This window comes from Acrocarpospora catenulata (assembly GCF_018476525.1).
GTDB classification, from domain to species: Bacteria; Actinomycetota; Actinomycetes; order Streptosporangiales; family Streptosporangiaceae; genus Acrocarpospora; species Acrocarpospora catenulata.
Genome location: NZ_JAHCST010000080.1, coordinates 1 through 25,308 on the forward strand (window position 1 = coordinate 1; position 25,308 = coordinate 25,308).

The following is a 25,308-nucleotide window of genomic DNA, read 5'->3' on the forward strand; positions in this document are numbered from 1 at the left end:
GTCGTCGGAGGTGGGGGTGGGGGAGTTCACGGGGAGGGGGCGGCCGGTGGACTGGGCCTTGGTGGGGTAGTCGCTGACGGCGAGGACGGTGCCCTGGGCGTCGACGCGGGGGCGGGTGCCGGGGGAGGCGAGGAGTTGCAGGCCGGTGGCCGAGGTGGGGGCCACGACGCAGGTGACCGTGCTGGCCGGGGGGATGTCGCCGGGGTAGGCGTCGCCGTTGGTGTCGCCGAAGTCGACGGCGAGGACGACGCGCTTCTGACCGGAGGAGACCGCCTGGGATCCGCAGACCTTGTCGAAGGAGGGCACCTCGCGGGGGGATTCGCCCTCGGCGCCGGTGGGCGCGACGCCGAAACGCCACCCGATCACGTCCCCGTCCGCAGGCGCCGCCAGAGAGGCGCCGACGGGCTGGGTCAGCCAGGCCAGTCCGTCGCTCTGCCAGAAGGTCCACTGCCGAGGCGCGTCCGGCCCCGGAGCCGGAGCGGACGCCGCAGCAAGAGCGTCCCAAGCGTGTCCCGGAGCGTACGCTGCGGCAAGCGTGTTCGGAGTGGATGCCGAAACGTACGCTGCGGTGAGCGTGTTCGGAGTGGGTGCCGACGCGTACGCTGCGGCGAGGGCGTCCGAAGGGAGTGCCGGAGCATATGCTGCGGCGGGCGCGGTCGAAGTGGATGCCGGAGCATATGCTGCGGCGAGCGCGGTCGACGTGAGGGCCGGAGCGTACGCTGCGGCGAGCGGGGAGAGGATCAACGCCGCCACGAGGGGCAGCTGACGAATGGGCGCCATCGAATGGCCTCCGTGCTCGGGGATATCACCGCGATATAGGGTTCAGCGGACCCGAACGAGTTCAGGTCCGCTGAGCCCGGGACGCCCCGGCGGCGCCGGCCGCAGGGGGCATTCGCGGATTGACAGGGGTAACTCCGGGGGCGACCCGGACCGCGCGACAAGGAGCGTATGGCATGACCTGGCGGTGGCGTTATGAAAATGCAAATGGTGGTGAGGTGACGGACCGCCCATTGCCGCGTGAGGTCTTCTCCAGCCAGGCGGACGCCGAGTCATGGCTGGGCGAGGTCTGGCGTGACCTGCTGGAATCCGGTGTGGAAAAGGTGACCCTCCTGGAGGACGACCGCCCAGAGTATTCAGGCATGTCCCTGCGACCGGAGTGACCGAAGAAATAGCAGGAAATAGAAAAAGCCCACTGGACGAAAAAGTCCAGTGGGCTTTTTATTGGTCACGGACGAGTACTGGGACTCACGGTTTTGGCGGGATCACGCTCCACGACCCCGTCCAGGATGGCGTCGACGCGCTTCATCGTCTCGACGTCGAGTTTCACCCCGGCCGCCTTGACGTTGTCCCGCACCTGCTCCGGCCGCGTCGCCCCGATGATCGCCGACGACACGTTCGGGTTCTGCAACACCCAGGCCACGGCCAGCTGCGCCATGCTGAGCCCGAGATCGGCGGCCACCGGCTTCAGCTCCTGCACCGCCCGCAGCACATCCTCGCCCATCAACCGGTTGATGAACGTCGACCCGGACGGGTCGGTGGCCCGCGACCCCTCCGGCGGCGGCTGTCCGGGCAGGTACTTCCCGGTCAGCACCCCCTGCGCGAGCGGCGACCACACGATCTGCCCCACGCCCTCCCGCTCGCTGAGCGGCACGACCTCGGCCTCGATGACCCGCCACAACATGGAGTACTGCGGCTGGTTGGACACGAGCCGGTCGAAGCCCATCTGGTCGGCGATCTTCAGCGCCCGGTCGATCTGGTCGGCCGTCCACTCGCTGACCCCGACGTAGAGCACCTTGCCCTGCCGTACCAGATCGTCGAAGGCCCGCAGGGTCTCCTCGAGCGGTGTGGCGAAGTCGAAGCGGTGGGCCTGGTAGAGGTCGACGTAGTCGGTGCCGAGGCGGCGGAGCGAGCCGTTGATCGACTCCATGATGTGCTTGCGGGACAGGCCGCGGTCGTTCTGGCCGGGGCCGGTCGGCCAGAAGACCTTGGTGAAGATCTCCAGCGACTCGCGCCGCACCCCCTTGAGGGCACGGCCGAGCACGTCCTCCGCCCGGGTGCCGGCGTACACGTCGGCGGTGTCGAAAGTGGTGATGCCGACGTCGAGGGCGGCCTTGACGCACGCGTGCGCCGCCTCCTCCTCGACCTGCGACCCATGGGTGATCCAGTTGCCGTAGCTGATCTCGCTGACCAGGAGACCGCTCCGGCCGAGATGGCGGAATTCCATATCAGGAACCCTAGGCCAGGCTCACTTCCTGGCAGGCACCGGCTTCCCGCCCGGCAGCACGGTCGGCTTGGGGAAGCGCAGCCGCCGGATCTGCGAGGACCGCATCGCCGCGTAGAAGCCGACCCCCTTGAGGTTCTCTCCGGGGAACTTCTCCGCCGCCTCCCGCTTGACCCGCCCGGCCACGTAGAAGGAGCTCACCAGGACCAGGACCATCACCAGCGGCAGCGACATCGTGTACGCCGTCAGCACCCAGCGCCGGATCTCCAGCGGGAAGGGCACCATCGACGCCAGCATGATGAGCAGCACCGCGGGCAGGAAGTACTGCCCCGGCAGCCGCCGCGAGTCCACGAAGTCCCGGGCGAACCTGCGGACCGGGCCGCGGTCACGGGCGGGCAAATATTTCTCGTCGCCGCGCAGCATGCCCTCGCGAGCCTGGTCCCGCTGCTTGCGGTCCCGCTCCCGGGCCAGCCGGTAGGCCTCCTTGCGGTTGGCGGGCGCGGTGACCGGCGACCGCCGGCGACCCTGCGCCTCGCTCCGCTTGGGGGTCGGACGCCCCTTACTCTGCGTCCCCTGGGGTTTAGGATCATCCACAGGGACGGGGGAATCGTCCGTGGTGGACTGGCTACGACGTCGGAACACGTTGTTCAGCCTACCGGGAGTGCAACTTAGTGACGCCCCCGTGCGTTATGCGTAGGGTGAACCCAGGCGGTCATTCCGCCTTATTGAGGGGACGGAACACTGGGGTCTCCCACGCACAACCTTAAGAAGGGGACGGCCGACGCGCATGAGCGTGATGAAGAGACTTTCCATGATCTTCAAGTCCAAGGCCAACAAGGCCCTGGACAAGATGGAGGATCCGCGCGAAACACTGGACTACTCCTATCAGCGGCAGTTGGAGTTGCTGCAGAAGGTGCGCCGGGGCGTGGCCGATGTGGCGACCAGCCGCAAGCGGGTCGAGTTGCAGATCAACCAGGCCGAGGCCGAGGCTGCCAAGCGTGAGCAGCAGGCCAAGTCGGCCCTGTCGTCCGGCCGGGAGGACCTGGCCAGGGAGGCGCTGAACCGCCGCAGCGCGATTCAGGCCCAGGTCGCCGACCTGCGGATCCAGTACAACAACCTGCAGGGCGAGGAGGAGAAGCTGACTCTGGCCAGCCAGCGTCTCCAGGCCAAGGTGGACTCTTTCCGTACCAAGAAGGAGACCATCAAGGCCACCTACACCGCCGCCGAGGCGCAGACCCGGATCAACGAGGCGTTCTCCGGCATCTCCGAGGAGATGGGCGACGTCGGCCTGGCCATCCAGCGGGCCGAGGACAAGACCGCCCAGATGCAGGCCCGCGCCGGCGCCATCGACGAGCTGCTGGCCAGCGGCGCGCTGGACGACTACACCGGGCAGCGCGACGACATCCAGTCCGAGCTGGACCGCATGGGCGCCAACCACGACGTGGAGCTGGAGATGGCCCGGATGAAGGCCGAACTCGGCCAGGGCCCGGCGCCGCAGAGCGCCATCGAGCAGGGCCAGCAGGCCCAGCCCAGCACGCAGCACACCCAGCAGTACCGTCAGCCGGGGGGAGCACAATGATCGTCCGCATCATGGGCGAGGGCCAGGTCCAGATCGCCGACGGTGATCTCGACGTTCTGAACGCCCTGGACAGTGAGCTTGAGGCGGCCATCGAGGCCGACGACGAGGCCATCTTCCGCACCAAGCTGCACGCGCTGCTGGACAAGGTCCGGCATGTCGGTAAGGCGCTCCCGGACGACTCGCTGGAGCCGTCCGAGCTGATCCTGCCTCCCTCGGACGCCTCCATTGAGGAGGTCCGGGAGATGCTCGGGGACCAGGGTCTGATCCCGGGTTAGTCCCGGGTGGTCATTATGACCAGGTTTCAACCTGATCGGGGGCTGACCGGGCGCATGGTGGTCACCATGTTCCTGCTCGGTCTGCTGTACGTCGCGTTCGTAGCGGTGCTCATCGCCCTGGGAGCGCAGGCGATCACGGTAATGGTGATCGCCGTGGGCTTCCTGCTGGTGCAGTACTTCCTGTCCGACCGGATCGCGCTGTTCGCGATGCACGGGCGGGAGGTCTCCCCGCAGGAGGCCCCCGAGCTGCACGGTGTGATCGACCGGCTGAGCGCCCTGGCCGACATGCCGAAACCTCGGGTGGCCATCGCCGAATCCGACGTGCCCAACGCGTTCGCCACCGGACGCAACCAGAAGAACGCCGTCGTCTGCGTGACGACCGGCCTGCTCCGCCGCCTGGACCGGGCGGAACTGGAAGGCGTCCTCTCGCACGAGCTCTCGCATGTCGCCCACCGGGACGTGGCGGTGATGACCATCGCCTCCTTCCTCGGCGTGCTGGCGGGGCTGATCACGCGGTTCACCCTGTACTCCGGGCTCGGCCGCAGCCGGAACAACAACCAGGGCCCGCCCATCGGCCTGATCATCCTGCTGGTCTCCGGCCTGGTCTACGCGGTGAGCTTCCTGCTCACCCGGCTGCTGTCGCGGTATCGGGAGCTGGCCGCCGACCGCGCCGGCGCGCTGCTCACCGGGCAACCGTCCGCGCTGGCCAGCGCGCTCACCAAGGTCTCTGGGGAGATCGCCAGGATCCCCACCAGCGACCTGCGTGAGTCGCAGGCGTTCAACGCCTTCTTCTTCGTGCCCGCGCTGTCGGGGGCGAGCATCGCCACGCTGTTCGCCACCCACCCGCCGCTGCAGCGCCGGCTGGAGCAGCTGGCCCGCATCTCCGCCGAACTGGGACAGCGCTGATGGGCTGGCTGGACGTGCTGCTCGGCCGTAGCAAACCCGCCAAGCCCGACCTGGACGCGCTGTTCGCCCTCCCGTCGGCGGCGATCAGCCTCCAGGTGGCGATGGGGTTCGCCCCGACCGGGCAGGGTTCGGTGTGCTTCCGCGCCGCCGAGGGCGCCGCCTTCGCCGAGCTGGAGCGGGAGATCACCGCCCTGCTCGGCGACGTCACCCTCTCCCGCGACCGGTACGGCTACACCTGGCTGCTGGCCCGCAACGAGGACCTCTCCGGCCTGGTCACCGACCTGCACGGGGCCAACTCCACGCTGGAGTCGGCCGGGTTCGGCCCCGCCCTGCTCTGCACGCTGGTCTCCTTCGCGGACCCGGCCGGACGCCGCCTGGCCCTGGTCTACCTGTACAAGCAGGGCACCTTCTACCCGTTCGCCCCCACCACGGGGGAACACCGCGACAACGCACTGGAACTCCAGACGCGTGGGGTGCTGGCCGGGGAACTGAAAATCGAGCCGGATCTGTCACGATGGTTCCCGGTCTGGGGTGCTCCCGGCCTCTGAACAGCCGGGAGGAAATCGTGAACACGCACACCGCGCACACTGCGGCGATCGCGCCCGAGGTGACCCGGATGGCCAGAGCCGTACAGGACCGGGACCCGGCCACCCCTGTGCCCAGCTGCCCCGGTTGGGACCTGGCACGGCTGGTGGCGCACACCGGAAACGTCCACCGCTGGGCCACCGCGATGGTCCGCGACCTGACCCAGAAGCGGTACGAGCGGGACGACGCCGACCTGACGGGCGCCGGAGACGACCTGGCGGGCTGGCTGGCGGCCGGCGCCGGCCCGCTGACCGAGGCGCTGCTGGCCGCCGACCCGGACGCCCCCATGTGGGCCTGGGGCGGCGACCGGCACGCGCGCTTCTGGTCCCGGCGGCAGCTGCACGAGACCGTCATCCACCGGGTGGACGCCGAGCTGGCGGCCGGGATCGCCCCGGTGATCGACGAGGCGGTGGCCGCGGACGGGGTGGACGAGTTCCTGGACGTCCTGCCGTACGCGCGCTGGCGGCCGGCCCTGGCCGAGCTGAAGGGCGGCGGGGAGACCATCTCCTGGCAGACCGACACCGGCCTGGCCTGGCTGATCACGCTCACCCCGGACGGCTTCCGCCACGAGCGCTCGGCCGCGCCCGGCGACGTCACCGTGCGCACGGCCACCGCGGGGGACCTGATGCTGCTGGCGTGGCGGCGCCGCGATCACCAGGACTACGCCGTCGACGGTGACGTCAAGCTGCTCCAGTGGTGGATCGAGCGCTCCGCAATCTGATCCCCAAATGGGTGTGGCGGTCAGCGGCCGGGCGGGCGCCCGGTGCTGGGATCCCCACATGATCAACATAAGGCTCGCTGCCGCCGCCGCGTGCGTGGTGACCGGACTGCTCGGCTCGCCCGCGTTCGCGGCCTCGCCCGCGGGGTATGCCGGGGTCGTGGTGGACGCATCGCAGATCACCGTCATCGGCCATGGTTCGGTCTCCGCCGCGCCGGACCTGATGCGCCTGCAGGCCGGCGTGGAGGTGCGCAGGAACACGGCGGGGGAGGCGTTCAAGGCGGCCCGCGAGGCCGCGGCCCGCCTGACCACGGTCCTGCTGGCGGCCGGGTTGGCCGAGAAGGACCTGCGCACCAGCGAGCTCTCCCTCGGGCCCGAGTACGAGAACTACCCCAAGGTCGCCGGTTACCGGGCCACCCAGGGCGTGGAGGCCCTGGTCCGCGACCTCACCCACGCGGACGCGGTGATCGACGCCGCCGCCGAGGTGGGCGAGGACGTGCGCCTCAACGGCATCTCCTTCGAGCTCTCCGACCCCGACTCGGTCATGGTCGCCGCCCGGGACGCCGCCTTCGGCGACGCCACCGCCAAGGCCAAGCAGTACGCCCGGCTCACCGGCCGCGGCCTGGGCCGCATCGTCTCGGTCCGGGAGGACGCGGGCCGCCCGCCCGGGTCCGTCCCGTTCGCGGGGGCGATGGCGGTGGCCGAGAAGGCGTCGGTCTCCCCCGGCCGGCAGTCGGTCGGGGTGACCGTCACCGTCGTGTACGAGCTGAGCTGAGCCCGGCCCGGGACCGCCCTACGGCAGGGCCAGCATGCGGTCCAGGGCGACCTTCGCCCAGTGGGTGGTCTCGGGGTCCACGGTGATCTGGTTGACCAGCTGCCCGGCGGCCAGCGACTCCAGCGCCCAGACCAGGTGCGGCAGGTCGATGCGGTTCATCGTGGAGCAGTAGCAGACCGTCTTGTCGAGGAAGCTCACGTTCTTGTCGGGGAAGCGCGCGGCCAGCCGCTTGACCAGGTTGAGTTCGGTGCCCACGGCCCAGGAGGACCCGGCGGGGGCCGCCTCCAGGGCCTTGATGATGTACTCGGTGGATCCCACGTAGTCGGCCTTGGTGACCACCTCGTGCCGGCACTCCGGGTGGACCAGCACGTTCACGCCGGGAATGCGGGCCCGCACGTCGTCCACGCACTCGGCGGTGAACCGGCCGTGCACCGAGCAGTGCCCCCGCCACAGGATCATCTTCGCGGCCTTGAGCTGCTCCTCGGTGAGCCCGCCGTTCGGCCGGTGCGGGTTGTAGACGACGCAGTCGTCCAGGGAGAGCCCCAGCTCCAGGACGGCGGTGTTCCGGCCCAGGTGCTGGTCGGGCAGGAAAAGCACCTGGCGCCCCTGCTGGAAGGCCCACTCCAGCGCCCGCCGGGCGTTGGAGGAGGTGCAGACCGCGCCGCCGTGCCGTCCGCAGAAGGCCTTGATGTCCGCGCTGGAGTTCATGTACGTGATCGGCACCACCTGGTCGGCGATGCCGGCGTCCTCCAGCGCCTCCCAGCACTCCTCGACCTGGTCGAAGGTGGCCATGTCGGCCATCGAGCACCCGGCGGCCAGGTCGGGCAGGACCACCCGCTGGTCGTCGGCGGTGAGGATGTCGGCCGACTCGGCCATGAAGTGCACGCCGCAGAACACGATGTACTCCGCGCCTGGCCGGGCGGCCGCCTCCCGGGCGAGCTTGAAGGAGTCCCCGGTCACGTCGGCGAACTGGATGACCTCGTCCCGCTGGTAGTGGTGGCCGAGCACGAAGAGCCGCTCGCCGAGGCTCTCCTTGGCCGCGCGGGCGCGGGCGACCAGGGTGGGGTCGGACGCGGGCGGCAGCTCGCCGGGGCAGTCCACGCCGCGTTCGCTGTGCGGATCGGTGCCCTGGCCGAGGACGAAGAGCGGAAGACTCGTGGTCGTCACTGACCACACCCCCTTCGGGGACTTATCGTCGAACTGACGACTAATCATTACACATGAAGTGTGCCGATTTATTCCGGGGGGCAGGGCTCAGTGGGGGGCGGGGGAATGTGGCGCGTGTCCCAGGTGTTGGTAGCGTCTTAGTAGGACTACTGAATCACTCGGCCGTTCCCGTGTGGGCGGTTGACGCAGACGGTGGGAGTCACCAGATGACGGTTGAGAGCAGCGAGACCACGCGTCAGGGCCTTATCCTGACCGACGCGGCCGCCGCCAAGGTCAAGAGCCTGCTGGAGCAGCAGGACGAGGCGGGGCTTCAGCTCCGTGTCGCCGTGCAGCCGGGTGGCTGTTCCGGCCTGCGCTACCAGCTCTTCTTCGACGACCGTTCGATGGACGGCGACGTGGTGTCGGACTTCGGCGGCGTCAGCGTCGTCACCGACCGCATGAGCGCGCCGTACCTGATCGGTGCCACGGTCGACTTCGTCGACACGATCGAGAAGCAGGGCTTCACCATCGACAACCCCAACGCCACCGGCTCCTGCGCCTGCGGCGACTCCTTCAACTAAGAAGAGCCACATCTTTTGCCCTGTACGGCCCAGGCCGTACAGGGCAGAGGCATGTCTTCCGGAAGTCGCGTATCCTTGGCGGGCTCGCGATCCGGCGGGCAGAAAGCGCTGCTGACAACGAGGAGAATGACCCCGTGCGCATCGCCGTGACCGGCTCCATCGCGACCGACCAGCTCATGACGTTCCCCGGCCGCTTCGGCGACCAGCTCATCGCCGAACAGCTCGACCGCGTCTCGCTCTCCTTCCTCGTTGACGACCTGCAGATCCGCCGGGGCGGCTGCGCGGCCAACATCGCCTTCGGCATGGGGTGCCTGGGCCTGAGCCCGATCCTGGTGGGCGCGGTCGGCGCCGACTTCGCCGACTACCGGTCCTGGCTGGAGCGGCACGGTGTGGACTGCGCGTCGGTGCACGTCTCCGAGCTCCGGCACACCGCGCGCTTCCTGTGCACCACCGACGAGGAGCACAACCAGATCGCCTCCTTCTACACCGGCGCGATGGCCGAGGCCAGGGAGATCGAGCTGGGCCCCATCGTGTCCCGGCTGGGCGGTATCGACCTGGTGCTGGTCAGCCCCAACGACCCGGACGCCATGCTCCGGCACACCGACGAGTCCCGCCAGCGCGGGATCCCGTTCGCGGCCGACCCCTCCCAGCAGCTGGCCCGGATGTCCGGCGAGAGCATCCGCCAGCTGGTCGACGGCGCGGCGTACCTGTTCAGCAACGACTATGAGAAGGGTCTCATCGAGCAGAAGACCGGCTGGTCCGACGAGGAGGTCCTGGGCCGGGTGGGCGTGCGCATCACCACGCTCGGCCCCAAGGGCGCCCGCGTCGACCGCGCCGGAGAGCCCTCGGTGCACATCTCGCCCGCCCCCGAACTGGGCAAGGCCGACCCGACCGGCGTCGGCGACGCCTTCCGCGCCGGCTTCCTGTCGGCGCTGGCCTGGGGTCTCTCCCTGGAGCGCTGCGGCCAGGTGGGCAACCTCACCGCCACCCACGTGCTGGAGCGCGTCGGCTGCCAGGAGTACGAGCTGAGCCGCAGCGTCTTCCTCGACCGCTTCGCCGCCGCGTACGGCAAGCAGGGCGCCGAAGAGGTGGCCGAGCACATCAGCTGCCACTACGCGTAAGAAAGCACAGCGACGGGTCACGTTCCCTCGGGGAACGTGACCCGTCCGCCGTTCATCTCGCGTAGATCTGGCTGACCGCCTCGGCCAGCTTGTCCTCCGGCAGGTGGGCGGCGAGGTCGGCCTCGCTGATCATCCCTACCAGCCGATGGTTCTCCAGCACCGGAAGCCGCCGGATCTGGTGCTCCTCCATGGCCATGAGCGCGTCGTCTATGTCCGCGTCGGAGTCCACCCAGATGATCTCGCCGCCGACGAAGTCGCCCGCCCGGATGGACGCCGGGTCGCGGCCATCGGCCACGCACCGCACCACGATGTCCCGGTCGGTGATGATGCCCTTGAGCCGGTCGTCATTGCCGCAGACCGGCAGCGAACCCACGTCCAGGTCGCGCATCATGCGGGACGCCGTGGCCAGGGTCTCGTCCTCGGCTATGCACTGCACACCAGCGTGCATGATCTCACGCGCGTTCATCATCAAACACCCCCCTCGTTGTGCTTTCCCCCGCAACGTACCCACACCGCAGTCCGGATTTATACCCCTATGAGGTCAATGTCCTAAAAGTCCGGGGGCAGGGGATGGGGGCTCAGTACTTCCGGCGGACGTGGATCGACCAGCCGCCCTGGGGGAGGTCGTAGCTGGCCACGTGCTCGTGGGACTTCAGGCGGCACCAGGCGGGGATGTCGGTGACGGCGGCCGGGTCGTCGGCCAGTACGGCGACCACGGCACCCAGGCCCACCGAGTTGATCTGGTCGGCCAGCATGATGATCGGGATCGGGCACTTGCGGCCGAGCGCGTCGATGGTCAGCGACGCGTCGTTCTTCGGCCGGGCCTGGTGATCCGCGAGGCCGTCGGCGGCGTGCTGCGGGCCGGTGGTGCTTTGCGGGGGAGGCTTACGACGCCACATCAATGAGTCCCCCCGGTGATGGTGTCCCCGAACATCTACTGCACTCCCAGACTCTTGCGGATGCGGCGCACGATATCCGGGAGAACGGTGAGGAACCGGTCCACATCGCCCGCGGAAACGCCACGGGGCAGCGATACCCGGACGTTCCCCTGTGTAAGCACACCCATTGCCTCCAGTACATGTGACGGACGAAGCGTACTCGCCGTACATGAACTTCCTGACGAGACTGCGAAACCTTCCTTGTCCAGCTCGGTCAGGAGCGTCTCGCCTGACACGTAGAGGCAGGAAAACGTCACCAGGTGGGGAAGACGTTCCACCGGGTCCCCGACCACCTCCACATCCGGCACCCGGCGCGGGACCTCCGCCCGGATGCGGTCGACCAACGCCGACAGGCGGGCCGACTCGGTCGCCTCCTCCGCGGCGCGGGCGCGCAGCGCCGCCGCGGCGGCCACCACCGCGGGCACGTTCTCGAAGCCCGGCGCCCGCCGGTTCTCCCGCTCGTCCTCCGGGTACGGCGACCGCCACCGGGTGCCCTTCCGCACCGCCAGCACCCCGACCCCGGCCGGGCCGCCCCACTTGTGCGCGCTGGCGGCCAGCACCGACCAGCCCGGCGGGACCGGCAGCCGCCCGGCCGACTGCGCCGCGTCCACCAGCAGCGGCACCCCGGCCTGCTGGCACGCCTCGGCCACCTCGGCCACCGGTTGCAGGGTGCCCACCTCGTGGTTGGCGGTCTGCAGGCAGGCCAGGGCCGTACCGGGCTCGGCCACGGCGGCGGCGAAGGCGGCGGGGGAGACCCGGCCGAACAGGTTCACGCCCACCGTCTCGACCGTGCCGCCGTCCCGCTCGTGCACCTGCGCGGCGTGCAGCACGCTGGAGTGCTCCACCGCGCTCACCACCAGGCGCCGCCCGGCCCGCCGGCGACCGTTCAGCGTGCCCAGCACCCCCAGGTGCACGGCCTGGGTGCCAGAGGAGGTGAAGCTCACCTCGTCCGGCCGCGCGCCCAGCACGCCGGCCACCTCCGCCCTGGCCTGGTCCAGCAGTAGCCGCGCGCGGCGGGCGGTACCGTACAGTCGGGCCGGATCGGCCCAACCGGCGTCGAGCGTGGCCAGCAGGGCCTCCCGGGCCGCCGGATGCAGGGGCTCGGTCGAAGCCGCGTCGAGATACGCCACAGACAGGACATTAACGGGGGCTGCGCAGGAGGGCGCCGGTGGTCCGCGCTAATGTGTCCCCCAGCATTGAAGTGAATCAAGTAAAACCCGGGAGAAGGTTTCCGGGTTGTTGTGGAACCTGAAAAACGCCCAGAGGAAGAGTCCTTTGGGCTTCACCTGTGGGGTAGGCGATCCGTGAGTCCGACCCGCCGTACGACACGGCGACCGTTGGCCCGCCGCCGGTTGCCCAGGCTCGCCGTGGTGGCGTTGCTGGTGGCGTCCGCGTCGGCGTGTAGTGCCGAAGAGTGGTCCCGCGGGGCCATGCCCGAGCCGCACACCCAGCAGGGCATCAGGATGCTGGATCTGTGGATCGGCTCCTGGGTCGCCGCCGGCGCGACCTTCGTGGTGGTCTTCGGCCTGATCATCTGGTCTGTGATCTTCCATGCGAAGCGCAAGAAGTCCGACCAGGAGCTGCCGCCCCAGGTCCGGTACAACCTGCCGATCGAGATGCTGTACACGCTGGTCCCGCTCGTCATGGTGGCCGTGTTCTTCTATTTCACCGCCCGGGACGAGACCGAGATCATGAAGGTCACCGGCACCGCGCCGGTGAAGGTCAAGGTCGAGGGCTTCCAGTGGAGCTGGCGCTTCACCACCGACTACGACGGCAAGCAGGTCGTGGTCGCGGGCATGCCGGCCGACCTGGCCAAGCAGAGCCTGGAGAACCCGCAGGGCCCGCAGCTGGTGCTGCCCACCGGGACGAAGGTGGAGTTCATGCTCCACTCGCCCGACGTGATCCACTCCTTCTGGATCCCGGCCTTCCTGTTCAAGCAGGACGTGGTCCCCGGCGTCAGCAACCGGTTCGAGATTGACACCCTCGACAAGACCGGCGTCTTCTTCGGCCGGTGCGCCGAGCTCTGCGGTGTCGACCACAGCCGGATGCTCTTCTCGGTGAAGCTGGTCCCGCAGGCCGAGTTCGACCAGTACATCGCCAGCCAGGCGGGAGGCGCGGCATGACCGCCAGTTCCGAATCACTGCCGTTGGGCCCGCGGCCGTTCCGCAAGGGCCGGATCATCGCCAACTGGCTGTCCACCACCGACCACAAGGTGATCGGTCACCTGTACCTGATCACCTCGTTCGTCTTCTTCCTCATCGGCGGCGTGATGGCGCTGGTGATGCGGGCGGAGCTGGCCCAGCCGGGCATGCAGTACGTCTCCAACGAGCAGTTCAACCAGCTGTTCACCATGCACGGCACGATCATGCTGCTGATGTTCGCGACGCCGCTGTTCGCCGGCTTCGCCAACGAGCTGATGCCGCTCCAGATCGGCGCCCCCGACGTGGCCTTCCCCCGCATGAACATGGTGAGCTACTGGCTCTACCTGTTCGGCAGCATCATCGCGGTGAGCGGCTTCTTCACCCCGGGCGGCGCCGCCGCCTTCGGCTGGACGGCCTACTCGCCGCTGTCCAACGCGGTCGCCTCGCCCGGCATGGGCGGCGACCTGTGGATCATGGGTCTGGCCCTGTCCGGTCTGGGTACCATCCTGGGCGCGGTCAACTTCATCACCACGATCATCACCATGCGCGCGCCCGGCATGACCATGTTCCGGATGCCGATCTTCACGTGGAACATCCTGCTCACCAGCATCCTGGTGCTGCTGGCCTTCCCGGTGCTGGCGGCGGCGCTGCTGGTGCTGGAGGCCGACCGCAAGCTCGGCGCGCACGTGTTCGACTCCGCCACCGGCGGGGCGATGCTCTGGCAGCACCTGTTCTGGTTCTTCGGCCACCCCGAGGTGTACATCATCGCGCTGCCGTTCTTCGGCATCATCACCGAGGTGCTCCCGGTCTTCAGCCGCAAGCCGATCTTCGGCTACATCGGCCTGGTCGGCGCCACCATCGCCATCGCCGGTCTGTCGGTGACGGTCTGGGCGCACCACATGTTCGTGACCGGACAGGTGCTCCTGCCGTTCTTCTCGTTCATGACCTTCCTGATCGCGGTGCCCACCGGTGTGAAGTTCTTCAACTGGATCGGCACCATGTGGCGAGGGCATCTCACCTTCGAGACACCCATGCTCTTCGCGATCGGCTTCCTGATCACCTTCCTGCTCGGCGGCCTGACCGGCGTCATCCTGGCCTCGCCGCCGCTGGACTTCCAGATCAGCGACTCCTACTTCGTGGTGGCCCACTTCCACTACGTGGTGTTCGGCACGGTCGTGTTCGCGATGTTCTCCGGCTTCTACTTCTGGTGGCCCAAGTTCACCGGCAAGATGCTCAACGACCGGCTGGGCAAGGTGCACTTCTGGACGCTGTTCGTCGGCTTCCACCTCACCTTCCTGGTGCAGCACTGGCTGGGCGTGGAGGGCTTCCCCCGGCGGTACGCCAACTACTCGCCGGTGGACGGCTTCACCGACCTGAACATGGTCTCCTCGGTCGGCGCGTTCCTGCTGGGCGCCTCCACGCTGCCCTTCCTGTACAACGTGTGGCTGACCCACCGTACGGCGCCGAAGGTCACCGTGGACGACCCCTGGGGCTACGGTGGCTCGCTGGAGTGGGCCACCTCCTGCCCGCCGCCCCGGCACAACTTCCTTGAACTGCCGCGGATCCGCTCCGAGCGCCCGGCCTTCGACATCAAGTACCCGCACCTACCGGCCGGCCCGGCGATCCCCGAACCGGCCCGCGAGCCCATCGAGGAGAGCTGATGAGGGTCCAAGGATGGCTGTTCATCCTCTGCGGCGTGTTCTTCGCCGCGGCGGACCTGGTCTACTGGTTCTGGTCCAAGGAGGTCACCGGAACCACCGCGATGGCGATCTCGGTCGGGCTCGCCTTCATGATCGGCTATTACCTGCTCTTCACCGCCCGCCGCATCGGCGAGCAGCCTGAGGACAACAAGGAGGCCGAGATCAGCGACGGCGCCGGGGAGCTGGGCTTCTTCAGCCCGCACAGCTGGTGGCCGCTGTTCGTCTGCCTCTCCGCGGCGCTGGCCTTCTTCGGCTTCGTCGTCGGCTGGTGGCTGTTCATGATCGGGATGTTCGCCGTCATTATGAGCACCATCGGGTTTGTTTTCCAGTACTACCGAGGCAACTTCTCGCATTAATTCGCGATCGATTCTTACCGAGTCCCGGCCTGCCACGTAGCGGGCCGGGACTCTTTCTTTACCGAGCCCTCAGGCGCACTCTCCGTATCCGGGTACGAACTCAGAGACACGTTGAAGTAGTGGTCTGGGGGGAGTAAGCACGTGAGAGCTGGCGCTGGGGCGCTCGCCCTACTCATGGCGGCGGGCTGTTCCGCCTCCCCGGCTGCCCAGGCGGGCGGCCGGTCCAAACCCGACAACAACCTGAAGAAGACCACCGACGCGGCGGTGGTCAGCGTCTTCCCGGCCAACGGGGCTCGCGACCTGCCGCCGGAACTACCCATCAGGATCGGCACCAGCGGGACCGCGCTCACCACGGTGACCGTGACCGCGGCCGGCATTCCCGTACCCGGCGTGTTCAGCGCCGACCGCACCCGGTGGCGGAGCGTGCGGCCCATGCTCCCTGGCACCGAATACCAGGTCGCCGCGGTGGCGGGGAAGGGCTCCGCGAAGAGCACCTTCAGCACGCTCAAACCCAAGACCGCGTTCACCATCGAGCAGATCCTGCCCAACAAAGAGATGACCTCGTTGACGGTCGGCGTGGGTATGCCGATCATGGTCAAGTTCAGCCACGAGATCAAGGACAGGGTCTCGGTGGAGCGGAACCTGTTCGTGCACGCCTCCCGGCCCGTGGAGGGGGCCTGGCACTGGTTCGACAACAAGACCGTGGCCTACCGCCCCAAGGAGTTCTGGCCCGCGCACACCGACGTACGCTTTGTCGCCCGGCTGAGTGGGGTGCGCGGCGCCGACGGCATGTACGGCTCCAAGGACTACGTCAGGGACTTCAAGATCGGCCGGTCCCAGATCAGCACGGCCAGCGTACGCACCCACATGATGCAGATCCACCGGGACGGCGCGCTGATCCGCAGCGTGCCGATCAGCGCCGGCAAGGGCGGCGTGATGAAGTACCACACCACCAGCGGCATCCACCTGGCCATGTCCCGCGAGCCGGTCACCGTGATGACCTCGCCCGACGCGGGGCCCGGCCAGGCCGGCTACTACTCCCAGACCGTCTACAACACCGTGCGGATCTCCAACAGCGGCGAGTACGTGCACTCGGCGCCCTGGTCGGTGGGCTCGCAGGGCAACTCCAACGTCAGCCACGGCTGCGTGAACATCAGCCCGGCGAACGCCAAGTGGTTCATCGACAACACGCTCATCGGCGATCCGATCATCGTCACCGGCAGTCCCCGGATACTCGAACCGCTCAACGGCTGGGGGCACTGGCAGGAGTCCTGGACCGAGTGGCTCAAGTGGTCCCGCCTCCGCGAGGCCAACACCGACCAGCTCTGACGACACTTCCGGCACAAACAAAAACGGACCCGGGGTACCCCGGGTCCGTTTTGTCACGGTTTGTGGCGACTTAGTGGTGTTCCTTGTGCTCTCCCGGACCAATCGCCGCGTGCTCCTCGTGGCCGTGACCCTCGCCCGCCTCCAACTCCAGCGGTATGTGGTCGGTGCCGTAGGTCTTGCTCATCGACGCCCGGGCCTTGCCGATGATGGAGCGAGCCCCCTTGGGCGGGATGCCCGCCTCGTCCGGCTCGCCCGGCACGATGGGGATCTCCTTCTTGCCGAGCATGTGGTCGGCGATGTCCTCGGCGGGCGGCACGTGCACCTCGATGTACTGGCCGTTCGGGAGCCGCTTGATGACCCCCGACTCCACACCGTGGCCGAGCACGTCCCGGTCCCGGCGCTGGAGGCCGATGCAGATCCGGTACGTGATCCAGTAGGCGATCGCCGGGCCGAGGAAGATGGCGAACCGGCCGAAGATCGTCGTGTGGTACAGGTCGATGTGGAAGTTGGCCGAGATCTCGTCGTTGGCGCCGAGCAGCCAGAGCAGGCCGTAGAACGTGATGCCCGCCATGCCGATCGAGGTCCGGTGCGGGTTGTTGCGGGGACGGTCGGCGATGTGGTGCTCCCGCCGGTCCCCGGTCACCCACTGTTCAAGGAACGGATAGAGCGCCAGACCGGTCATGACGATGCCCATCGGCACCAGGGCCGGTATCAGCACGCTGAGCGGGATCGTATGATCCAGGAAGTTGATCTCCCAGGCCGGCATTATTCGCAGGGCCCCTTCCAGGAAGCCCATATAGAAGTCCGGCTGGGAACCCGCCGAGATGTCCGCGGGGGTATATGGACCGAACAGCCAGATCGGGTTGATCTGGGCGAACGTCCCCAGCCCCGCGACCACCGCGAAGGTGAACAGGAAGTACGCCCCCGCCTTGGCCATGAAGGCCGGGTAGAAGGGCGCGCCCACCACGTTCTGCTCGGTCCGCCCGGTACCGGGCATCTGGGTGTGCTTCTGCACCCACATGAGGATCATGTGGGCCGAGATCAGCGCCAGCAGGATGCCCGGGATCAGCAGGATGTGCAGCGCGTAGAACCGGGAGATCACATCCTCACCCGGGTACTCCCCGCCGAACAGGAAGAACGTCAGGTAGGTGCCGATCACCGGCAGCGAGATCGCGACACCCTCGGTGATCCGCAGACCCGCACCGGAGAGCAGGTCGTCCGGGAGCGAGTAACCGGTCAGGCCCTCGGCCAGCGCCAGCGTCAGCAGCAGCACGCCGATGATCCAGTTGAGCTCGCGCGGCTTGCGGTACGCGCCGGTGAAGAACACCCGGAGCGCGTGCACCATCATGCCGGCCACGAAGATCAGGGCCGCCCAGTGGTGCATCTGCCGGATCAGCAGGCCGCCCCGGACCTCGAAGGTGATGTGCAGCGTCGAGGCGTACGCCTCGGACATCAGGACGCCGCGCAGCTCCTGGTACGGGCCGTCGTAGATCACGTGGCCCATGCCCGGCTTGAACCAGAACGTGAGGAACGTACCGGTGAGCAGCAGGATGATGAACGAGTAGAGCGCGATCTCACCCAGCAGGAACGACCAGTGGTCCGGGAAGACCTTGCGCAGGTTCCGCTTGAGGAAGCTGCCCGCCCCCAGCCGGTCGTCCAGGTAGGAGGCCGGACCGCCGATGAACTTGGGTGTGGTATTCAAGGTGGTCACGATGCGTTCCCCCTGGCTTCCCGGGCCTTCGCCTCGGCGTCGCCGCGCTCCCAGAAGCTGGGACCGACCGGCACGTCGAAGTCGGCCTGGGCGATGAGGTAACCCTCGCTGTCCACGCCGATCGGCAGCTGTGGCAGCGGCCGGGCGGCCGGGCCGAAGATGACCCGCGCGCCGTCGGTCGCGTCGAACGTCGACTGGTGGCAGGGGCAGAGAATGTGGTGGGTGGTCTGCTCGTACAGGGCGGCGGGGCAGCCCACGTGCGTGCAGATCTTGGAGTACGCCACGATGCCGTCGTAGGTCCAGTTCGCGTTGGTCCCGGACTTGAGCTGGTCGGGGCGGAACTTGATGAGGATCAAGGTGGCCTTGGCCAGGGCGTTCAGGTCGTGCTCGTAGCCGTGCGGGACCACCGAGAGGATGCCGCCGGGGGAGTTGAAGTCGGCCGCCCGGATCGGCGCGCCGGTGCCCTCCACGACCAGCCGCAGGCCCTTCTTCCAGACCGTGTGCCGCAGCGAGGTGCCCGGCAGCGGGCCGAGGTCCTTCAGCAGGACCAGCGGCGCCAGGCCGAGCGGGGCGGCGGCCAGCAGCAGCGTGCGGCGGAGCAGCTTGTGCTTGACGAAGCCGCTCTCGTTGGCGCCCGCCACGAAGGTGTCCGCCACGTACTCCCTGGTGTCCGGCGCGGAGGCCATCAGGTGGCGCTCCTGGATCAGGTTGTACTTCGGCATCACCCGGCGCACCCAGATCACGATGCCGCTGGCCAGCGAGAGCAGCGCCACCGTGAGGCTGCTGCCCAGGGCCAGGTTGGAGGCGGCCGTGCTGTTCACCGTGCCCACCTGGAAGATCACGTACGAGGCGATGAAGGCCACGCCGCCCAGGAAAGTGATCAGGAAGAGCAGGGCGACCCAGCGCTCCGCCTTCTTGGCTGCCGCCTCGTCCGGATAGGCGACGCCCGGCTCCTCGACCGGGGCGGGGGGCGCCTCCTTGCCGAGCACCGCGGTGCCCGCGGCCGGAGTGCCGATGACGCGCCTGGGCACGCGTGCGTCATCCTCGTTGGTCGAAGAATGTCCGTTGGCTGTCATGATTTCTTACGCTTCTTCGCGGTGATCCAGATGGCGGCGAGGGACATGAAGCTGATGCCCGCGATCCAGGCGACGAGGCCCTCCGTCACCGGACCGATCCGGCCGAGGCCGAACCCGCCCGGGTCCTTGAGCTCGCGCATGCTCACGATGTACGCGATCATGTTGCGCTTGTCCTCAGGGGTCAGCGTTGAGTCGTTGAAGACCGGCATCGCCTGCGGACCGGTGACCATCGCCTCGTAGATCTGCTCGGGCGTGGCTTCGTTCAGGTTCGGCGCGTACTTGCCGTAGGTGAGAGCGCCACCCGCGCCGACGAAGTTGTGGCACTGGATGCAGTTGGCGCGGAACAGCTCCCCGCCCTTGGCGGCGTCACCCTTGGCCGGGTCCACCATGTCGGCGGTCGGCCGCTCCGGGCCGCCGCCCAGCGACTGCACATAGGCGGACAGCTGCCGGATCGTGTCCTCGTTGACCCACTCGGCCAGCGGTTTGCGCGGCGCCTGTGGACCCGGGTTGGCGGCCGGCATGCGGCCGCTGCTCACCTGGAAGTCCACCGCCGCGGCACCCACGCCGACCAGCGGCGGCGCCATCGAGGTGCCCTCGGCGTTCATGCCGTGACAGCTGGAGCAGTGGGCGACGAACAGGCTCCTGCCCTCGGCCACGTCGTCGGCCTTGCCGGCCGAAATCGCCGCGTCGGCCTGGTTGCCGGGCGCGATCAGGGCGTACGCTCCGCCGAGGAGGCCCAGCGCTAGTGCCAAGACGGCGAAACGCGCGAGGGGATGCCGCCGTCGCGCGGTGATCGAGTTCACCGATATCCCCGTTCCGATCATTTGATGAGGTAGATGGTCGCGAAAAGGCCGATCCAGACCACATCGACGAAGTGCCAGTAGTAGGACACGACGATGGCGCTGGTGGCCTGCTCATGCGTGAAGCGCTTCGCGGCGTACGTGCGTCCCAGCATGAACAGGAACGCGATCAGTCCACCCGTTACGTGCAGTCCGTGGAAGCCCGTGGTCAGGTAGAACACCGAGCCGTAGGCGTCGGAGGAGAGCGTGGTCCCCTCGTGCACCAGGGCCTGGTACTCGATCAGCTGTCCGGCGACGAAGACGGCGCCCATGATGAAGCTGACCAAGTACCAGAAACGGAGTTTCTTGACCTGGCCCTTCTCCGCTGCCCACACGCCGAACTGGCAGGTCACACTGGAGAGGACCAGGATGATCGTGTTTACCGTCGCGAACGGGATGTTCAGCTCGGCGTTCGGCCAGGGCAAGCCCTGCTTGAGGCTGGCCGCCCGGATGGTGAAGTACATCGCGAACAGCGCCGCGAAGAACATGAGCTCGGAGGACAACCAGACGATCGTCCCCACGCTGACCAGGTTCGGCCGGCGGGACGCGTGTGGTGCCGTCGTCGTAGTAATTGCGGATGCTGTCGCCACGCCCAGCATTATTGCGGCTAGCCCCCTCGGTCACCGAACTACCCCCTGCTTAGACTCGGGCGCGCGATCGGACAGGGGTTTCGGAAGTGGGGAAAACCGGGCGCGGAGGATGGCGGGGGCGCGGGCTCGGGTGCTGGGCCGATAGCATCCAGTAGACCCAATGTGGCTCAGTGGGAGTGGACGGGATGAAGGTTCTGGTCTATAGCGACGACGCGGGCACCAGGGAGAAGGTGCGGCTGGCGATCGGTCGGCGGCCTGCCGCCGACGTGCCGGAGGTGGAGATCGTCGAGTGCGCCACCCAGCCCGCGGTGATCCGTTACCTGGACGCCGGGGACGTCGACCTGGCGATCCTGGACGGCGAGGCCGCGCCCGCCGGCGGGATGGGAATCGCGCGGCAGGCCAAGGACGAGGTGCACAACTGCCCGCCGATCCTCCTGATCATCGCGCGGCGGGACGATCGGTGGCTGGCCAACTGGTCGCGGGCCGACGACGTGGTGTCCCAGCCGCTGGACCCGATGGCGGTCGCCGAGGCCGTCGCCGACCTGCTCCGCCGCCGCCTGCCCGTCTCCTGACTCATCGGCCGACCTGACCGGCCCGACCACTTCGAGGAACGTCATGGACGCTCGCACCACCTGGCCATCGCTGCTCAACGCGCTGCTCTCCGGCGAGCATCTGACCGCCGACGAGACCGCGTGGGCGATGGGCGAGATCATGTCCGGCTCGGCCACCCCCGCCCAGATCGCGGCTTTCGTGGTCGCGCTGCGAGCCAAGGGGGAGACGGTCGCCGAGGTGTCCGGGATGGCCCGGACGATGCTGGAGCTGGCCACCCCGCTCACCGTCGACGGGCCGACCGTGGACGTCGTCGGCACCGGCGGCGACCGCGCGCACACCGTCAACGTCTCCACCATGGCGGCCATCGTCGCGGCGGCGGCCGGCGCTCGGGTGGTCAAGCACGGCAACCGGTCGGCCTCCTCCTCCTGCGGCGCGGCCGACGTGCTGGAGCACCTGGGTGTGGTCATCGACGCCTCCCCGGAGGTCACCGCGCGGGTCGCCGTCGAGGCCGGGATCGCGTTCGCGTTCGCGCCGGTCTACCACCCGTCGTTCCGGTTCGCCGGGCCGCCCCGCAAGGAGATCGGCGTCCCGACCGTCTTCAACTTCCTCGGCCCGCTGACCAACCCGGCCCGCCCGCGGGCCCAGGCCATCGGCGTCTTCGACGAGCGCATGCTCCCCGTCGTGGCGGGCGTCTTCGCCGAGCGCGGCGTCTCCGCCCTGGTCTTCCGCGGCGAGGACGGCCTCGACGAACTCTCCACCGCCGCCCCCTCCGCCGTGTACGTCGTGCAGGACGGCGTGGCCACGAGGATCACCCTCGATCCCCTTGAGCTCGGCATCGCCAGGTCCCAGCCGGGCGACCTGCGCGGCGGCGACGCGGCCTTCAACGCGGGCGCGGTGCACGACCTGCTCAGCGGCAAGACCGGTCCGGTCCGCGACGCCGTGCTCCTCAACGCCGCCGCCACCCTGGTCGCCCTGGACGGCCCCTCCGCCGAGGGCCTGGTGCCGCAGCTCCAGGCCGCTCTCACGCGGGCCGCGGAGGCCGTGGACTCCGGGGCGGGCGCGGCCACGCTTGAGCGCTGGGTGGCGGTCAGCCGGAGCTTCAGGTAGCCGGGACCCGGTTCAGCAGGAGACGTACCCGGAGTTCGTAGCCGGTGCTGGTGGGGCACGTGGTCACCGAGCCGCCGAAGAGGGCGGCTCTTTCCCAGATGGCGGCCAGGCGGCCCCGGGGCGTGCCGTTGTCGTGGACCGTCAGGTCGAGGATGTTCTTCTGCCAGTTGAGGGTGACGGCGGCGGTGCCCGCGTCGCCGTGCAGGAGGGCGCTGCGCAGGGCCTCCTCGACGATGCGGTAGACCGACAGTTCGAGGACCGGGCTGTCGGCCGGGTCGCCGGCCTGGTCCAGGGTGGCCCGCAGGCCGGCGGCCTGGAAGCGGTCCAGCAGGCCGGGCAGGTCGGCCAGGCGGGGCGGCGGTCCGCTGGGCATGCCGTCCACCCGGAGCAGGCCGTGCAGGCGTTGCAGGTCCCTGAGCACCTGGCGGCCGGACTCTTCGGCCTCCCGCAGGGTCTGGCGGGCCCGGTCCGGGTCGCGGTCCATGATCACCCGCCCGGCGCCGACACCCAGGGTCATCACGCTCAGATCGTGCGCCACCACGTCATGAAGCTCGCACGCGATCCGCAACCGTTCCTGATCCAGCGTGTCCGCCGAATTCGCCAACCAACGACGTACCGCCCGAGAAGCCGCAATTCTGGACACAAGTAGACGCATCATGCGGGCAAGGTACGGTCGCGGTCCCGTGCGTCGCGTCCCCATCGAGACGGATTTCTCATCATCCGCAGGGGCTATCCCACTTACGATTCCCGACGTGCAAAAGATGGACGTGTATCGGCGGAACGGGTACCGTCAGGGGCGCTGACCAGCAGGCGTGGGAGGAGTTCTCAATGGCAACAAAGGTGCGCCGAGCCCCGGTACCCCCGCCCAAGCAGCGGCGGCCGAAGGCGTTCTCGGTCGGTCTGCTGGTGACGTTCCTGGTCACCGGACTGGCCGGAGCGGGGATCGGGTATCTCGCGACCGCGCCGGGGGCCACGGAGAACGCGATCGCGGAGTTGCGTGCGGCGGACGCCAAGCGGGATCAGGAACAGATCGTCGAGCTGACCACGCAGGCCAAGGCGACGGTCACCGAACTGGAGCAGGTGCTCACCGGGCTGGCCGCCGCGGTGCCGGTGGAGCAGGGGGTCGCGCCGCAACCCGCGGATCCTGCGGTCGTCAAGGGCTGGCAGGAGGTCCTGCGCGCCAGCGTGGACAAGCACGCGGAGTCGGTTTCCGGGATGACGGCCACGAACGTCGCCCGTGGCGGATTCCGCAGCGCCGTGAACACCCTGGCCATCGCCATCGACACCTATGCCGCGAGTCAGGCTCTCCCGGAGGATGCCCGCCGGCCCGTCCTCGACCTCGTGGCCCGGCAGCGGACCGCGGCCGTCATGATGTGGTCGGTAGCGGCCACCCAGCTGGACCAGCTCAACGTGGACGCGGGCCGCGGGCACCAGCATGCGTACCTGAGCAGCTCGCCCGGAGACGGGGCGATGACCGCGGACGAGGTCCCGGAAGGGACGGAGTAACTCGCTAGTGGCGTTCGGGTTTCCGAATAGGCGTTGACTTACCTAATGCCGTTAGGGTTTCATTGGCGGCATGAGGGAGGATCGGCGCGTCCAGCGGCGTAACGCGACCGTGCAGGAGATTCTCGACACGGCCATCGAGGTCATGGGCGAGGAAGGCGCGGCGGCGCTCAGCCTGGCGGAGGTCGCGCGGCGGGTGGGGATGCGCCCGCCGTCGCTGTACCAGTACTTTCCGTCCAAGCTGGCCATCTACGACGCCCTGTTCGAGCGGGGGGCGCGGCAGATGGTCGAGGTGCTGGAGAAGTGCCTGCCCCTGCTGGCAGAGGATCCGCGCCGGGCCATCGCCGAAGGCCAGCAGGCCATGCTCGGCTGGGCGCTGGCCAATCCGGTGCTGGCGCAGCTGCTGTACTGGCGTCCGGCGCCGGGGTTCGAGCCCTCCGCGCAGGCGTTCGCGCCCGCGGTCCGGCAACTGGAGATCCTGGGTACCGCGCTGCGTGCGGCTGTGGACGCGGGGCAACTGGCGCCCGCAGCGGCCGGCGAGGAGGGCCTCGCCCTTTTCACGGTGCTGGTCTCAGGTGTGATCAGCCAGCAGCTCGCCAACGAGCCGTCCGCGGCGGCCGGTGAGGGGCGTTTCGTCAGGCTTGCCCCGACGGGGCTGGACATGTTCTTCCGCTACTTCGCTCCAGACGGTGGAGCGTCCGATGGGTGAGCCGGGGTCGGTTCCTGTGTGGCGTGCGCGCCTGGAAAGCGGTGGGTTCGATGAGTGAGTCGGTGCTGGAGGCGGTCCGTCTGCCGCGGACCGGGCGCGAGCAGTCGGCGGAGGTCGGCGAGGCCGAGGGCCGGGCGGCGGTGGCGCTGCTGGAGAAGCTGGGGGACGGGGACTGGCGGCGTCCCACGGACTGCCCGGAATGGGATGTGCGGGACATGGTCGCGCACCTGGTCGCCCAGTGCGAGGACAACATCCATCTTGGCACGCTGATCCGCCGGGAACTCGTGGGGCGGGTCCGCCACCGAGGCAAGATCGCCTTGGACGGGCACATGGCAGCGCAGCTCGACGACCATGTGGGGGAGGCGGGGCCGGTGTTGGTCGAGCGGTTCGCCCAGTTGTGGCCGCGGGCGGTGCGGGCCCGGCGCGGGCGGCCGGGGGCGTTGCGGAGTATGCGGATCCCTCCAGGGGTGCCCGGGGTGCCGATGATCTCCCTGGGGTATCTGCTCGACGTCATCTACAACCGCGACCTGTGGATGCACCGCGTGGACCTGGCCCGGGCCGCCGGGCTGCCGGTGACCATCGGTGAGCATGACCGGCTGATCGTCGAGCAGGTCGTCCGGGACCTCGCCCTGGCCTGGTCCGGTGCGCCGGTCACGCTGGAGCTGACCGGGCCGGCGGGTGGGTCCTGGCTGGTCGGCGCGGGGGAGCCGGTGGCGGTTGTCCGGGCCGACACCGTGGCGTACATGCGTGCGCTGGCCGGTCGCGACGACGATGTGGCGCTTGAGCTCGTGTCCGGTACGGCGGAGGTCCTGCCTTCGGTGCGCGCCGCCCGGGTCATCTTCTGACGGTC

At 68.9% G+C, this 25,308-nt stretch carries 30 protein-coding genes and 1 pseudogene; 19 read left to right on the forward strand and 12 right to left on the reverse strand.

Annotated elements, in window-relative coordinates; genetic code table 11:
- Positions 1–441: pseudogene (locus KIP79_RS49875) on the reverse strand (SCO2322 family protein); the annotation flags it as partial.
- A gap of 94 nt (positions 442–535) precedes the next feature.
- Between KIP79_RS49875 and KIP79_RS49880 the strand changes: the two are divergent.
- The gene (locus KIP79_RS49880) at positions 536–766 is read left to right on the forward strand and encodes a hypothetical protein (RefSeq protein WP_214110580.1); all 231 of its coding nucleotides are present in this window, start codon (positions 536–538) and stop codon (positions 764–766) included.
- 187 nt (positions 767–953) lie between these two features.
- Complete coding sequence (locus KIP79_RS41750; RefSeq protein ID WP_214110581.1) at positions 954–1,160, forward strand: hypothetical protein; 207 nt, start codon at positions 954–956, stop codon at positions 1,158–1,160.
- 65 nt (positions 1,161–1,225) lie between these two features.
- On the opposite strand, the gene KIP79_RS41755 is transcribed toward KIP79_RS41750, so the two are convergent.
- The gene (locus KIP79_RS41755) at positions 1,226–2,224 is read right to left on the reverse strand and encodes an aldo/keto reductase family protein (protein ID WP_214110582.1); all 999 of its coding nucleotides are present in this window, start codon (positions 2,222–2,224) and stop codon (positions 1,226–1,228) included.
- Between the two features lie 21 nt (positions 2,225–2,245).
- Positions 2,246–2,815, reverse strand: coding sequence for a DUF3043 domain-containing protein (locus KIP79_RS41760; protein ID WP_308170180.1), 570 nt, complete (start codon positions 2,813–2,815; stop codon positions 2,246–2,248).
- A gap of 193 nt (positions 2,816–3,008) precedes the next feature.
- Here KIP79_RS41760 and KIP79_RS41765 point away from each other — a divergent pair, with 193 nt between their 5' ends.
- From KIP79_RS41765 to KIP79_RS41790, 6 genes are read left to right on the forward strand one after another with little or no spacing between them, the layout of a single operon-like run.
- A complete protein-coding gene (locus tag KIP79_RS41765; protein WP_214110584.1) occupies positions 3,009–3,800 on the forward strand; it encodes a PspA/IM30 family protein in 792 nt (263 codons plus the stop codon).
- Entirely contained in the window at positions 3,797–4,075 is a 279-nt protein-coding gene (gene pspAA, locus KIP79_RS41770) for a PspA-associated protein PspAA (protein WP_214110585.1), read from the forward strand. The genes KIP79_RS41765 and pspAA overlap by 4 nt, the downstream gene beginning before the upstream one ends.
- A gap of 15 nt (positions 4,076–4,090) precedes the next feature.
- On the forward strand, positions 4,091–4,981 hold the full coding sequence (gene htpX / locus KIP79_RS41775; RefSeq protein WP_214110586.1) for a zinc metalloprotease HtpX: 891 nt from the start codon (positions 4,091–4,093) through the stop codon (positions 4,979–4,981).
- The gene (gene pspAB, locus KIP79_RS41780) at positions 4,981–5,529 is read left to right on the forward strand and encodes a PspA-associated protein PspAB (RefSeq protein WP_214110587.1); all 549 of its coding nucleotides are present in this window, start codon (positions 4,981–4,983) and stop codon (positions 5,527–5,529) included. Before htpX ends, pspAB begins: the two co-directional genes overlap by 1 nt.
- A 17-nt stretch (positions 5,530–5,546) precedes the next feature.
- On the forward strand, positions 5,547–6,287 hold the full coding sequence (locus KIP79_RS41785; RefSeq protein ID WP_214110588.1) for a maleylpyruvate isomerase family mycothiol-dependent enzyme: 741 nt from the start codon (positions 5,547–5,549) through the stop codon (positions 6,285–6,287).
- 58 nt (positions 6,288–6,345) lie between these two features.
- A complete protein-coding gene (locus KIP79_RS41790; protein ID WP_214110589.1) occupies positions 6,346–7,059 on the forward strand; it encodes an SIMPL domain-containing protein in 714 nt (237 codons plus the stop codon).
- Positions 7,060–7,077: 18 nt separating this feature from the next.
- On the opposite strand, the gene nadA is transcribed toward KIP79_RS41790, so the two are convergent.
- Positions 7,078–8,274: a quinolinate synthase NadA gene (gene nadA, locus KIP79_RS41795; RefSeq protein WP_214110590.1), complete on the reverse strand. Its 1,197-nt coding sequence runs from the start codon at positions 8,272–8,274 to the stop codon at positions 7,078–7,080.
- 158 nt (positions 8,275–8,432) lie between these two features.
- On the opposite strand from nadA, the gene erpA reads away from it, so the two are divergent.
- On the forward strand, positions 8,433–8,786 hold the full coding sequence (erpA, locus tag KIP79_RS41800) for an iron-sulfur cluster insertion protein ErpA (RefSeq protein WP_214110591.1): 354 nt from the start codon (positions 8,433–8,435) through the stop codon (positions 8,784–8,786).
- Positions 8,787–8,920: 134 nt separating this feature from the next.
- Positions 8,921–9,907, forward strand: a complete 987-nt coding sequence (locus KIP79_RS41805) for a carbohydrate kinase family protein (protein WP_214110592.1) — start codon at positions 8,921–8,923, stop codon at positions 9,905–9,907.
- A 52-nt stretch (positions 9,908–9,959) separates the two neighbouring features.
- Here the strand turns inward: KIP79_RS41805 and KIP79_RS41810 are convergent, their stop codons facing one another.
- The 3 genes from KIP79_RS41810 to KIP79_RS41820 all read right to left on the reverse strand — a co-directional run bounded on the left by KIP79_RS41810 (position 9,960) and on the right by KIP79_RS41820 (position 11,975).
- Entirely contained in the window at positions 9,960–10,376 is a 417-nt protein-coding gene (locus tag KIP79_RS41810; protein WP_214110593.1) for a CBS domain-containing protein, read from the reverse strand.
- A gap of 109 nt (positions 10,377–10,485) precedes the next feature.
- On the reverse strand, positions 10,486–10,806 hold the full coding sequence (locus KIP79_RS41815) for a sulfurtransferase TusA family protein (protein ID WP_214110594.1): 321 nt from the start codon (positions 10,804–10,806) through the stop codon (positions 10,486–10,488).
- A gap of 35 nt (positions 10,807–10,841) precedes the next feature.
- Entirely contained in the window at positions 10,842–11,975 is a 1,134-nt protein-coding gene (locus KIP79_RS41820; protein WP_214110595.1) for a cysteine desulfurase family protein, read from the reverse strand.
- 174 nt (positions 11,976–12,149) lie between these two features.
- On the opposite strand from KIP79_RS41820, the gene ctaC reads away from it, so the two are divergent.
- The 4 genes from ctaC (at position 12,150) to KIP79_RS41840 (ending at position 16,371) form a co-directional block, all read left to right on the forward strand.
- Positions 12,150–12,968, forward strand: a complete 819-nt coding sequence (ctaC, locus tag KIP79_RS41825) for an aa3-type cytochrome oxidase subunit II (protein WP_214110596.1) — start codon at positions 12,150–12,152, stop codon at positions 12,966–12,968.
- On the forward strand, positions 12,965–14,647 hold the full coding sequence (gene ctaD, locus KIP79_RS41830) for an aa3-type cytochrome oxidase subunit I (protein WP_214110597.1): 1,683 nt from the start codon (positions 12,965–12,967) through the stop codon (positions 14,645–14,647). Before ctaC ends, ctaD begins: the two co-directional genes overlap by 4 nt.
- Positions 14,647–15,042 (forward strand): cytochrome c oxidase subunit 4, encoded by a 396-nt coding sequence (locus tag KIP79_RS41835; RefSeq protein ID WP_214110598.1) that lies wholly within the window; start codon positions 14,647–14,649, stop codon positions 15,040–15,042. The genes ctaD and KIP79_RS41835 overlap by 1 nt, the downstream gene beginning before the upstream one ends.
- A 141-nt stretch (positions 15,043–15,183) precedes the next feature.
- The gene (locus KIP79_RS41840; protein WP_308170183.1) at positions 15,184–16,371 is read left to right on the forward strand and encodes a L,D-transpeptidase; all 1,188 of its coding nucleotides are present in this window, start codon (positions 15,184–15,186) and stop codon (positions 16,369–16,371) included.
- A 70-nt stretch (positions 16,372–16,441) separates the two neighbouring features.
- Here KIP79_RS41840 and qcrB read toward each other — a convergent pair whose 3' ends face one another.
- The 4 genes from qcrB to ctaE are packed head-to-tail and all read right to left on the reverse strand — an operon-like array spanning position 16,442 to position 20,596.
- Entirely contained in the window at positions 16,442–18,082 is a 1,641-nt protein-coding gene (gene qcrB / locus KIP79_RS41845; protein ID WP_372453752.1) for a cytochrome bc1 complex cytochrome b subunit, read from the reverse strand.
- Positions 18,079–19,158 (reverse strand): cytochrome bc1 complex Rieske iron-sulfur subunit, encoded by a 1,080-nt coding sequence (qcrA, locus tag KIP79_RS41850; RefSeq protein ID WP_214110599.1) that lies wholly within the window; start codon positions 19,156–19,158, stop codon positions 18,079–18,081. The genes qcrB and qcrA overlap by 4 nt, the downstream gene beginning before the upstream one ends.
- Entirely contained in the window at positions 19,155–19,961 is an 807-nt protein-coding gene (gene qcrC / locus KIP79_RS41855) for a cytochrome bc1 complex diheme cytochrome c subunit (protein ID WP_214110600.1), read from the reverse strand. The genes qcrA and qcrC overlap by 4 nt, the downstream gene beginning before the upstream one ends.
- Positions 19,962–19,978: 17 nt before the next feature.
- Complete coding sequence (gene ctaE / locus KIP79_RS41860) at positions 19,979–20,596, reverse strand: aa3-type cytochrome oxidase subunit III (protein ID WP_214110601.1); 618 nt, start codon at positions 20,594–20,596, stop codon at positions 19,979–19,981.
- Between the two features lie 176 nt (positions 20,597–20,772).
- Between ctaE and KIP79_RS41865 the strand changes: the two genes are divergently transcribed.
- Together KIP79_RS41865 and trpD are read left to right on the forward strand one after the other, a co-directional pair.
- Positions 20,773–21,159 (forward strand): response regulator, encoded by a 387-nt coding sequence (locus KIP79_RS41865; protein ID WP_214110602.1) that lies wholly within the window; start codon positions 20,773–20,775, stop codon positions 21,157–21,159.
- 43 nt (positions 21,160–21,202) lie between these two features.
- Positions 21,203–22,246: an anthranilate phosphoribosyltransferase gene (trpD, locus tag KIP79_RS41870; RefSeq protein WP_214110603.1), complete on the forward strand. Its 1,044-nt coding sequence runs from the start codon at positions 21,203–21,205 to the stop codon at positions 22,244–22,246.
- Here the strand turns inward: trpD and KIP79_RS41875 are convergent.
- Positions 22,239–22,850 (reverse strand): sensor histidine kinase, encoded by a 612-nt coding sequence (locus tag KIP79_RS41875; protein WP_214110604.1) that lies wholly within the window; start codon positions 22,848–22,850, stop codon positions 22,239–22,241. The genes trpD and KIP79_RS41875 overlap by 8 nt on opposite strands.
- Before the next feature lie 224 nt (positions 22,851–23,074).
- On the opposite strand from KIP79_RS41875, the gene KIP79_RS41880 reads away from it, so the two are divergent.
- The 3 genes from KIP79_RS41880 to KIP79_RS41890 all read left to right on the forward strand — a co-directional run bounded on the left by KIP79_RS41880 (position 23,075) and on the right by KIP79_RS41890 (position 25,303).
- Entirely contained in the window at positions 23,075–23,752 is a 678-nt protein-coding gene (locus KIP79_RS41880; RefSeq protein ID WP_214110605.1) for a hypothetical protein, read from the forward strand.
- Between the two features lie 70 nt (positions 23,753–23,822).
- Positions 23,823–24,458, forward strand: a complete 636-nt coding sequence (locus KIP79_RS41885; RefSeq protein ID WP_214110606.1) for a TetR/AcrR family transcriptional regulator — start codon at positions 23,823–23,825, stop codon at positions 24,456–24,458.
- A gap of 50 nt (positions 24,459–24,508) precedes the next feature.
- A complete protein-coding gene (locus KIP79_RS41890; protein WP_214110607.1) occupies positions 24,509–25,303 on the forward strand; it encodes a maleylpyruvate isomerase family mycothiol-dependent enzyme in 795 nt (264 codons plus the stop codon).
- Positions 25,304–25,308 lie beyond the last annotated feature (5 nt).

Coding starts and splice junctions, on each gene's coding strand:
- KIP79_RS41750 (WP_214110581.1), top strand. CDS start 954: ATGACCTGGCGGTGGCGTTATGAAAATGCAAATGGTGGTGAGGTGACG.
- KIP79_RS41755 (WP_214110582.1), bottom strand. CDS start 2,224: ATGGAATTCCGCCATCTCGGCCGGAGCGGTCTCCTGGTCAGCGAGATC.
- KIP79_RS41765 (WP_214110584.1), top strand. CDS start 3,009: ATGAGCGTGATGAAGAGACTTTCCATGATCTTCAAGTCCAAGGCCAAC.
- pspAA (WP_214110585.1), top strand. CDS start 3,797: ATGATCGTCCGCATCATGGGCGAGGGCCAGGTCCAGATCGCCGACGGT.
- htpX (WP_214110586.1), top strand. CDS start 4,091: ATGACCAGGTTTCAACCTGATCGGGGGCTGACCGGGCGCATGGTGGTC.
- pspAB (WP_214110587.1), top strand. CDS start 4,981: ATGGGCTGGCTGGACGTGCTGCTCGGCCGTAGCAAACCCGCCAAGCCC.
- KIP79_RS41790 (WP_214110589.1), top strand. CDS start 6,346: ATGATCAACATAAGGCTCGCTGCCGCCGCCGCGTGCGTGGTGACCGGA.
- nadA (WP_214110590.1), bottom strand. CDS start 8,274: ATGATTAGTCGTCAGTTCGACGATAAGTCCCCGAAGGGGGTGTGGTCA.
- erpA (WP_214110591.1), top strand. CDS start 8,433: ATGACGGTTGAGAGCAGCGAGACCACGCGTCAGGGCCTTATCCTGACC.
- KIP79_RS41810 (WP_214110593.1), bottom strand. CDS start 10,376: ATGATGAACGCGCGTGAGATCATGCACGCTGGTGTGCAGTGCATAGCC.
- KIP79_RS41815 (WP_214110594.1), bottom strand. CDS start 10,806: ATGTGGCGTCGTAAGCCTCCCCCGCAAAGCACCACCGGCCCGCAGCAC.
- ctaD (WP_214110597.1), top strand. CDS start 12,965: ATGACCGCCAGTTCCGAATCACTGCCGTTGGGCCCGCGGCCGTTCCGC.
- KIP79_RS41835 (WP_214110598.1), top strand. CDS start 14,647: ATGAGGGTCCAAGGATGGCTGTTCATCCTCTGCGGCGTGTTCTTCGCC.
- qcrA (WP_214110599.1), bottom strand. CDS start 19,158: ATGACAGCCAACGGACATTCTTCGACCAACGAGGATGACGCACGCGTG.
- ctaE (WP_214110601.1), bottom strand. CDS start 20,596: ATGCTGGGCGTGGCGACAGCATCCGCAATTACTACGACGACGGCACCA.
- KIP79_RS41865 (WP_214110602.1), top strand. CDS start 20,773: ATGAAGGTTCTGGTCTATAGCGACGACGCGGGCACCAGGGAGAAGGTG.
- trpD (WP_214110603.1), top strand. CDS start 21,203: ATGGACGCTCGCACCACCTGGCCATCGCTGCTCAACGCGCTGCTCTCC.
- KIP79_RS41880 (WP_214110605.1), top strand. CDS start 23,075: ATGGCAACAAAGGTGCGCCGAGCCCCGGTACCCCCGCCCAAGCAGCGG.
- KIP79_RS41885 (WP_214110606.1), top strand. CDS start 23,823: ATGAGGGAGGATCGGCGCGTCCAGCGGCGTAACGCGACCGTGCAGGAG.
- KIP79_RS41890 (WP_214110607.1), top strand. CDS start 24,509: ATGAGTGAGTCGGTGCTGGAGGCGGTCCGTCTGCCGCGGACCGGGCGC.